The organism is Actinomadura geliboluensis (assembly GCF_005889745.1).
GTDB classification, from domain to species: domain Bacteria; phylum Actinomycetota; class Actinomycetes; order Streptosporangiales; family Streptosporangiaceae; genus Spirillospora; species Spirillospora geliboluensis.
Genome location: NZ_VCKZ01000470.1, coordinates 1 through 6,658, shown reverse-complemented (window position 1 = coordinate 6,658; position 6,658 = coordinate 1). Strand labels below are relative to the sequence as shown.

The 6,658-nt window shown below is 67.1% G+C and carries 8 protein-coding genes; 2 read left to right on the top strand and 6 right to left on the bottom strand.

The annotated features are described in order from the left end of the window. The 5 genes from ETD96_RS38740 to ETD96_RS38725 form a co-directional block, all read right to left on the bottom strand. Nucleotides 1-1,244: ATP-binding protein (locus tag ETD96_RS38740; RefSeq protein ID WP_138641469.1), on the bottom strand; the 1,244-nt coding region annotated here is incomplete at its 3' end. Beyond that, a complete protein-coding gene (locus ETD96_RS38735) occupies nucleotides 1,241-2,053 on the bottom strand; it encodes an SAM-dependent methyltransferase (RefSeq protein WP_240808536.1) in 813 nt (270 codons plus the stop codon). The genes ETD96_RS38740 and ETD96_RS38735, both read right to left, overlap by 4 nt. A gap of 5 nt (nucleotides 2,054-2,058) precedes the next feature. Beyond that, nucleotides 2,059-2,916 carry an SAM-dependent methyltransferase gene (locus ETD96_RS38730; RefSeq protein WP_171069444.1) on the bottom strand — a complete coding sequence of 286 codons (858 nt, stop codon included), beginning with the start codon at nucleotides 2,914-2,916 and terminating at the stop codon, nucleotides 2,059-2,061. Next, nucleotides 2,913-3,134, bottom strand: coding sequence for a hypothetical protein (locus tag ETD96_RS45385; RefSeq protein WP_171069443.1), 222 nt, complete (start codon nucleotides 3,132-3,134; stop codon nucleotides 2,913-2,915). Before ETD96_RS45385 ends, ETD96_RS38730 begins: the two co-directional genes overlap by 4 nt. A gap of 117 nt (nucleotides 3,135-3,251) precedes the next feature. Further along, nucleotides 3,252-3,551 carry a hypothetical protein gene (locus tag ETD96_RS38725; protein ID WP_138641466.1) on the bottom strand — a complete coding sequence of 100 codons (300 nt, stop codon included), beginning with the start codon at nucleotides 3,549-3,551 and terminating at the stop codon, nucleotides 3,252-3,254. Nucleotides 3,552-3,744: 193 nt separating this feature from the next. Between ETD96_RS38725 and ETD96_RS38720 the strand changes: the two genes are divergently transcribed. Continuing rightward, complete coding sequence (locus ETD96_RS38720; RefSeq protein ID WP_171069442.1) at nucleotides 3,745-5,169, top strand: helix-turn-helix domain-containing protein; 1,425 nt, start codon at nucleotides 3,745-3,747, stop codon at nucleotides 5,167-5,169. Then, the gene (locus tag ETD96_RS38715) at nucleotides 5,166-5,738 is read left to right on the top strand and encodes a GNAT family N-acetyltransferase (protein WP_138641464.1); all 573 of its coding nucleotides are present in this window, start codon (nucleotides 5,166-5,168) and stop codon (nucleotides 5,736-5,738) included. The genes ETD96_RS38720 and ETD96_RS38715 overlap by 4 nt, the downstream gene beginning before the upstream one ends. Before the next feature lie 210 nt (nucleotides 5,739-5,948). Here ETD96_RS38715 and ETD96_RS38710 read toward each other — a convergent pair. Further along, nucleotides 5,949-6,658, bottom strand: a 710-nt coding sequence (locus ETD96_RS38710; RefSeq protein ID WP_205719678.1) for an AfsR/SARP family transcriptional regulator, incomplete at its 5' end; no start/stop codon positions are given.

Below are 6,658 nucleotides of genomic sequence, written 5' to 3'. Positions count from 1 at the left end.
GTGGACGGGGGTTGCTCGTGGACCGGTGGCCCCTGCGCGGCGGCGCCGGTCGGAGCCGGGTCGGGCTGCGCTGGCAGGGATGCCGAGGAACTGGGCAGGCCGCGGGCGCGGCGGCGGAAGGAGGACTGCGGGAGCACGGCAGCGGGAGTCGGGGAGTTCAAAAGGGTGTGGGGAAGGAGCACCAGTGCGTGCATCCCGAGCGACTGCGGATGCAGCTCGATCCGGATGCCGTGCCGGGCGGCTAACCGGGCTGCGACCAGAAGCCCGACCTGCCCCTGCCGGACCTGCTCCCGCAGGCTGACCTGGAACGGCGCGTCCAGGATCCGCCGCAGTCCAGCAAGCCGCTCCGCCGACAATGCCAGCTCACCCTCGTCCCGGACCTCCACCCCCAGGCCGCTGGGCGTCTGGACCGTCACCATCCGCACCGTGTCGCCCGAGAACCGGGTGGCGTTCTCCACCAGCTCCGCCAGGATGTGGATCACGTCTGGACCCGCGTACCCGGGGATTTCCACATCGTCGTCGGGCAGCGTCAGCCGGACTCGCTGAAACGCCTCTACCTCGGCCATCCCCTGACGCAGCACTGTCGAGATCGGCATCGGCGCGGAGACGCGCCGCGCGGTACGGCCTCCCAGCACCGCCGACCGCGCGGCCGCGCGGCGCAGCTGCGTCGCCAGGTGATCGATCCCGTACAGATCCGCGAGAAGATCGGGATCCTCCAGATCGTTCTCGATGGCCTTGAGGCGCTCCAGCATCCGGCTCACCAGTGCGTGCACGCGATGCCCGACGTAGACCAGGACCTCGCCATCAGGTTCTTCCACCGCATCCAGCCGCGCGGCCGACGCGTGCAGCAGACGGGCACGGGCACGCAGATCAGCCGCGATCACCGCGGCGATAGCGTCGGCGGAGTCGTCGTAAGCGGCCGCCGGAAAAAACGGCTGGAACCAGCGGGCCCCGATCCACTTATGCCTCGGGAAGGGCCGCTGCCAATGCCAGTACAACTCGTCGGAACCGCCGGGGCCGGGCAGCAGCACTACCAGCCGGCCCACGTAGGGATGGACGTCCACCCGCTGCGCGGTGACCGACATCGCACCATCCAGGCTTCCCAGCGGCGCAGCCGACGCGCGCAACCCCCGGGCAGTGAGGCGGTTGACCAGCTCACGCGCGTGGTCCAGGGGCTCGAGGGTCTGCCGGGGCGGTTTATCGCCGGCGGGCCGAACCGCCGTCTGAGGAAGCTGGGTCGTCATGGCAGCACTCCAACGCCGCACCACAGGTCCACGTCGGCGGTGACCGGCCACGGCCTGGGGTCCGGTCGCCACACCGGCGCCGATACCAGCCCCGGTCGGATCATCACCATCCCCGTACAGCACGCCGCGAGGGCTTCCGGGGTGCGGACACGCGGCGGGCCGGGATTGATATCGGCGCAGATGCTGCCGAGTACGGCCAGGCCGCGGTCGTACTCGGCGACCAGATGGCAGAGCGCGATGTAGCTGCCGGCTGCCAGACTCGCCCGGAAGGCAGCAAGGGCCGCGACCGCCTGCGCGTCGGTGAGGACGTCCAAACTGTTGATCAACAGCACGGCCACCGGCCGGCGCAGATCCAAGGTTGCGGCGGCGCCGTCCAGCACCGTGCGAGGCTCGTCCAGCCCTGCCTGCACGAACCCGCAGGCGCCGACGCGGCCTCTGAACATGGCCCTGGCGTGAAGCATCACCAGCGCGTCGGCGTCGGCGTACACGACGCGAGCGTCCGGATTGACCGCCTGGGCGACCTGGTGGACCTCGTCGTGCGTCGGCATGTCAACGCCGACGACCAGCAGCTGGTCGACGCCGCACTCACCGACCAGGGCCCGCACCACCCGGCTGCGGAACGCCAGCCGATGCAGGGCCAGCGACTCAACCTGCGGAAAGTGCGCAATCACCCTCTCACCCAGGGCGCGATCGACCGGATTGAAGTCCTTCCCATCGCCCCAGAACGCCCACAAGCGCGCCATCGCCGCACGGTCGCCGTCGTATGCCCCATTGAGGTCGCGTTCTGCCGCGAGCCAGTCAAAGGCCATGCCGCTCACCGGGCACCACCCGGCACATCGCGCAGCTCCTTCTGGGCGTCGGGGAGGCGGGCGACCATGCCGACGACGCGGACGCTCTGGTACAGCTCACCCTGATAACTGCCGTCCGGGGACCAGAGCTGGACATCGACCAGACCAGGCGGTACGAGGTCCCACCCGCCCGCGAGCGCGGCGATGTCCGCCTCTTCGCGGAAGACGATCGGACTGCGGCCCTTCTCGTACGCCTTGGTCATCCCGCCGACGCGGGCCTGGCTGGTGCGGGTCTTAGTCGCGTGGGACAGCACGACGACGCTGCCGGGGGCCAGGCGGTCCCACAGGCCGGCCATGACGGCGGCGGGGTCGTCGATGAAGTGCAGGACTGCGGCTAGGACGATGACCGTCGGCGCGGTCAGGTCGATGCGCCCGGCCAGGTCAGGGCGGTTGAGAAGATCGGGGTGGTTGAAGACACTGTCGAGGTCGGTGACATCGCCGTCGAGCACACGGCCGTAGCCCGTGCGAAGGGCGCGGGCACGCGCGAGCACGACCTCGTCGTTGTCGAAGGCGAGCACGACGGCATCGGGGTTGACGTTGTGCACGCAGGTCTCCACCGAGTCCAGCGGCACGTCATCGACGATGCCGACGCCGATGTCTAGAACCTGCCTGATGCCGTACTCGGCGACGGCCCAAGAGGCGGCGCGGCCGGCGAACAGGAAGTTCTCCCTCGCGACCGCCTGCGCGTCCGGGGAGGTCCGGATGACCGCGAGAGCGGTCTCCTTGTCGGCCCCAGTCCAACTCTTGCCGCCCAGGTAGAAGTTGTAGACGCCAGCTTCGGAGGATCGGGTGAAGTCACGGGCGAGGCCCGGTGGGAGAATCATGACACCGCCGTCGTAAGCAGCTCGTAGAGTCCCTCGGACGTGTCGGCGTCCACCGCAGTGGTCCGTGTGGGGGCCGTGTCCCTTCCCCGCCGTTTCGGGTCGAGGAAGGCCCACCAGCGGTTGGCGCTGGAGTAGACGATGTTCCATTCCGGAAAGTCCCGCTGCAGCGGAGCCTTTGCGCGAGCGATGGGGTCGGCGACGTCCGTTGTCTCGTTCATGCTGGTTCCTTGTTGGCGAATTGCAGAGTCTGCGCTGCGGCGTAGATCGGCTCTAGATCGATCTTCTGCTGCCGCGGTCGATCGATGGCAGCGCGGATGTGTGGCTGTACATGGTGGTCAAACCAGCTTGGGCACCGTGAGGGCGCGCGTCACTCGCTCGGCAGCTACGTCTACGAATTCGGTGCGGGTGATCCGGTCGCCGTCATCCCATGCGAACCAGCTCTTGCCGCGGTCGACCACAACTTGGACCGCCCCAGACAAAAGCTCCCAACCGCGCCCGTCGCGCATGTTTGTGTTCTTTATCGACAATTGTGGAGGTCTCTGCCCAAAGGCGTGCTCGATGAGCAGGTCGGCGTCGTCGAGTCGTTCGGCAAGCGCCGTCAGGTGAGTGATCGCCTCGTCGTTTGGCTGGTTCACCAGGGCCTCCCGGCTTGCGGTTGAGGTCTACAAGCCAGCCACGCCTCGAAGAGGTGTACAACGACCAGTTCGGCTCAGGGGCGGTCGTGTGCAGTTGCCACATTGGCATCAAGGCTGGTGGCAGAGGGATAGTTCGCCCTCTAACGTGGTGATGGAGGACCCATGTCTCCCCGCATTGGGAAGGCCGAAGCTGATGCCGAATCAAAAGTTGTGCCCCGGGTGCCGGAAGACGCTGCTCTCGCGCTATAACCCTGAGCCGGTCTGCGGCCTCTGCCGGCGTGCTGCGGAGCAGCACAGCATCAGCGCACCTGTATGGCTATGGGACACCGAGCCGATACGTAAGGCTCTGACCGAAATGAATCTCGGCGGTGTCCTTGCTTTGTTGCGCTCGTCGGCAGGGTTGACTCAGCAAGAGATGGCCGATCTGGTGCCAGGCTGGACGAAGACCAGAGTCACGCGGATCGAGTCAGGCGAACGTGGAACCCTGTACGACATACGGGAACTACTGGCGTGGGCCGATGCGATCTGCATGCCGCGCGAGGCACTGTTGCCGCTCTTCCTCGGCCGGTCCGACACTGGTCCTGAGTTGTGGTGGACCTCGGAGGAGCAGAGCATGGATCGCAGGACCTTCAACGGTGGTCTGTTGGCGCTGACGGCCTCGGCGTTCCTGCCGGATGGATTCGTCCCGCCGAGTCAGGTCGGACGAGCGCACGTCAACTATCTGAAGACCTGCGCCGATGAGTTGTGGACCCGAGACTGGAGTGTCGGCGGCGTTGTTCTCCTTCGGCAGGCACTGAAGTTGGTGGGTCGCGCCAAAGCGATGCTGGATGAGAGCGACTACAACGAGGGGATCGGGCTCGGTTTGATACAGGCCGGGGCTCACCTCGCCAACTGCACGAGTTTCCTGGCGTTCGACGCGGGCGACCTCGCGCTGGCCCGCAGGCTCTCGCAGGAGGCCGCGACGCTATCCGACAGTGGCGAAGACTCGGCGTTGCGCGCCCATGTCTACGCGACGATGGCGATGCAATCCACTGCCCTCGCGAGGGTCAGCCGGCGGAGGGGGCCTGCGCGAGAAGCACTGCGTGCTTTGAAGATCGCGGCAGACTCCGCGAAACACCACCCCTCGCCGAAACTTCACGCGCTCATTGACATGCGAACCGCGACCGTCAAGGCGTTGCTGGGGGATGAGGCTGGAGCACATTCATCGATCAGCGCGGCCAAGCGTGAACTTGATCGGGGAAGCCATCCTGACGACTGGCAATCGTTGGGGTTTGTGACGTGGACCGAGTTGTCCGGGCACGAAGCTCGGGTCGCTTCCATCGTGGGTGACGACCAGAAGGCGACCACGCTGTTCCAACGGGTGCTCGATGATGCCGCGCTCGCGCCGAGGAACAGGACCTTCTACAGGGCCACGCTGGCGGAGACACGGCTGGCGGCGGGTGACACCGCGGGTGCACTGGAAACGGGGCATGCCACGCTGGACGACCTTGAAAAGACCGTGGGATCGGTTCGAGCGCTCGAAGCGCTTCAGCCTCTGGCCGATCTCAACTCTGACTTCCACGACCGGTACGCAGCGGTAGCGGACGACCTCGCAACGAAAGTAACGTCGCCGGCATGACGCAACCCGAGTTCCGCCGGTTCGACGCTCGGCAGGCCCGCGAGATCCGTGACATCGTCGAGAAGATCTATCGGGATGCCTACGCCGAGGCCATCGCCAGCGGCGACCCATTCGACTCGCCCGAACGATTCATGACGCGCTTCGACGCCTACACGTCTTCCGGCCGCGGGTTCGACATGGTCGTGGCGTTCCAGGAGGGCCAGCCCGTTGGGCAAACGTGGGGCTGGCCGCTCGGTCCCGACACCGCGTGGTGGCGTGGACTCATTGACGAACCGGAGCCGGACTTCACTGTGGAAGACGGCGCCAGGACGTTCGCGCTTTCGGAGATCATGGTCTGCGGTCAATGGAAGGGCCAAGGAGTCGCGCACGCCCTGCACGATGCCCTGCTGGGTAGGCGATCGGAGGCACGGGCGACCCTCTTGGTGGAAGCCGACAACGTCACGGCGTACCGCGCCTATTCGTCCTGGGGATGGGAGCGAGTTGGGCAGTTGCGCCCCAACTGGCCAGACGCTCCATTGTTCGACGTCCTGGTTCTGCCGCTGCCGCTGCCGGTGGAGCCGTCCGTGTGACGAGTGGCCGCCGGATGTAACGTCTGGGGCCCTGCGGTGTCGAACCTTGCGCGCCTGACCGCATTCCGTGCCACGAAGGTCTGGCCGGGTCGGTGACGACGGTGACGCTGCGGCATCGGTCAGGCCAGCCCGTCCGATCTTGTCGGCTTGCGCCTCCTGCGCCGTCATGTTGTTCCCACCGTGACGCATCGCCGCATTACGCCACGTCAGTCACCGTGGGTGGGGGCCTTGGAGGGCTTTGAGGAGTTGGTGGGTGCGGTCGTCGGGTTCGGTGTCGAGGTCGGCGAGGCGGGTGGAGAGGAGTTGGTAGGTGCGTCGGGCGGCGTCGGTGTGGCCGAGTTGGGCTTGGAGTTGCATGAGGTCGCGGTAGAGGGGCTCGGCGTAGGGGTCGAGGGTGATGGCGTGTTTCAGGGCGGCGAGGGCTAGGTCCGGCTTGTCGTCGTGGAGAAGGCGGGCCTGGCGGGTGAGGGCGTCGGTGACGGTGCAGCGGAGGTGGTCGCGGTAGGTCTCGGCCCAGTCGTGGGTGAGGTCGGTGGCGAAGTCGGCGGTGTAGAGGTCGATGACGGGGGCGAGGGCGGTGATGCGGTCGGGATCGGTGGTGGCGTGGCGTGCATGGTCGAGAGTCTTGGTCAGGCGCCACAGGTCGGTGTCGATTAGGTCGTTGTCCAGGCGGTAGTTGCCCGCGGTGTGGATGACGTACATGGGTTCACGGAGCCCCGTGGCGGTGCGCAGGGTTTTCCGTATGTTGGCGGTGGCGGTGTTGAACTGGTTGGCGGCGGCCTCGGGGTCGTGATCGGGCCACAATGCGCCGATTGCCCGGTCGCGGGCGACCCCGTCGGGGTGTAGCGCCAGGTAGGCGAGCAGGTCGCGGGCGCTGCGGCGGACGCCGGTGGTGATGGCGCCGTCTGCGGTGTGAAGTC

Bases quoted from the DNA above. Each gene is read 5' to 3' on its own strand.
- ETD96_RS38715 (WP_138641464.1), top strand. From the start codon at position 5,166: ATGACGCAACCCGAGTTCCGCCGGTTCGACGCTCGGCAGGCCCGCGAG.
- ETD96_RS38735 (WP_240808536.1), bottom strand. From the start codon at position 2,053: ATGGCCTTTGACTGGCTCGCGGCAGAACGCGACCTCAATGGGGCATAC.
- ETD96_RS38730 (WP_171069444.1), bottom strand. From the start codon at position 2,916: ATGATTCTCCCACCGGGCCTCGCCCGTGACTTCACCCGATCCTCCGAA.
- ETD96_RS45385 (WP_171069443.1), bottom strand. From the start codon at position 3,134: ATGAACGAGACAACGGACGTCGCCGACCCCATCGCTCGCGCAAAGGCT.
- ETD96_RS38720 (WP_171069442.1), top strand. From the start codon at position 3,745: ATGCCGAATCAAAAGTTGTGCCCCGGGTGCCGGAAGACGCTGCTCTCG.